This window comes from Comamonas halotolerans (genome assembly GCF_030162935.1).
Classification (GTDB): Bacteria; Pseudomonadota; Gammaproteobacteria; order Burkholderiales; family Burkholderiaceae_C; genus Comamonas; species Comamonas halotolerans.
In genome coordinates this window covers 1-1,537 of the sequence record NZ_JASAUZ010000028.1, presented here as the reverse complement: position 1 = coordinate 1,537, position 1,537 = coordinate 1, and the positions used below count along the sequence as shown (strand labels likewise).

Sequence of the window (1,537 nt, the reverse complement as noted above, 5' to 3'; positions counted from 1 at the left end):
CTGCTGATTTAGGAAGTCCTGATGGGCAAGCGCACGTTGGCGATATTCTCATATTCGATTTCAAGAAACGCGAACTAGGAAAGTCAATGCTTGAGTGTGCCGTGGCTCAAAACTCTGCACTGGCTGCAAAAAATCTTGCCGACTACCATCTTATAGTCTCTAAAGACTTAGCGCTTATGCTTCAAGCACTGCAAAAATCAACCGAATTGGGCAACTCAATGGCCGCATTTAGTTTATATAGAATTTTCAAAAGTGGTGATACAGGCATTTCCGAGCATGCTCCTATAACTATTGATCTTGAAAGATCACGACGCTATAAGAAAATTTCAGATGTCCTAGATCAAAAACCAGGTGCACAGCTCCCAGAAATTAACAGCATTGTTCCTTTGCCACCAGCGCCCTTGCCCGAATGGGATGGCAGTTTTTCATTCCAGCGCCAACCTTCCGCGCAGTAATGTGCATGTATCCTGCCCGCATGTCCCCTATACGGCTTTTTAAAAGCACTGGGTTATGCGCCATGGTTTTATGGCTGGCGGCATGCAGCGCAGAGGTGGATGCCATCCACACCATGACCCCGCCCAGCCCATCGCCCGCACCTGATTTGAGCTTTACCTGCGTGCATTCGCGCGATGCAGACATCCCCGTCACCCCCGAGGCGCAGGCACTGTTTGACAAAGCCCGCGCCCTGGAAAAAGCCCCCGGCCCCAAAGACTTTGACACCATTGCCCGTACCTATGAGCAAGCCGTGGCCCTGGGCCATTGGAAAGCCATGCAAAACGTGCAGATTCTGTACTACCAGGGCCTGACCACCCACCCCGCACCCGCCTTGCGCGTAACAGAATTGAATGAAAAGCTGATTGCCCTGGGCGCAGCCATTGGCTATTACAACATGGCCAATAATCTGGAAACCGGCTATGGCGTAAAACAGGACAAAAAAGCCGCACTGGCCTATTACCGTAAAAGTGCGGACTTGGGCAGCCCTGATGGGCAGGCCTATGTGGGCAACAAGCTCATTTTTGGTTTCAATAAAGATGATATTGGAAAAGCCATGCTTGAATGCGCTGTTGCGCAAAATTCTTCCTTAGGCGCGAAAAATCTGGCCGACTACCATCTTATAGTCTCTAAAGACTTAGGGCTTATGCTTCAAGCACTGCAAAAATCAACCGAATTAGGCAACTCAATGGCTGCATTTGGTTTATATAAAATTTTTAAAACTGGAAATACAGATATATCGGAACATGCACCAATTGCAATAGATATTGAAAGAACCAATCGCTATCTGGCTATTTACAATACGCTCAAGCGTAACCCACACGTCAAAATCCCAGAAATTAACAGCATTGTTCCTTTGCCACCAGCGCCCTTGCCCAAATGGGATGGCAGTTTTTCATTCCAGCGCCAACCTTCCGCGCAGTAATGTGCATGTATCCTGCCCGCATTAGCCCTATACGGCTTTTTAAAAGCACTGGGTTATGCGCCATGGTTTTATGGATGGCGGCATGCAGCGCGGAGGTGGATGCCATCCACACCATGACCC

At 48.8% G+C, this 1,537-nt stretch carries 2 protein-coding genes; both read left to right on the top strand.

Features of this window, described 5'->3' with window-relative positions:
- Window positions 1-455, top strand: a 455-nt coding sequence (locus QEP11_RS12875; RefSeq protein WP_284337056.1) for a DUF6396 domain-containing protein, incomplete at its 5' end; no start/stop codon positions are given.
- A gap of 5 nt (window positions 456-460) precedes the next feature.
- A complete protein-coding gene (locus QEP11_RS12870) occupies window positions 461-1,417 on the top strand; it encodes an SEL1-like repeat protein (protein WP_284337055.1) in 957 nt (318 codons plus the stop codon).
- Window positions 1,418-1,537 lie beyond the last annotated feature (120 nt).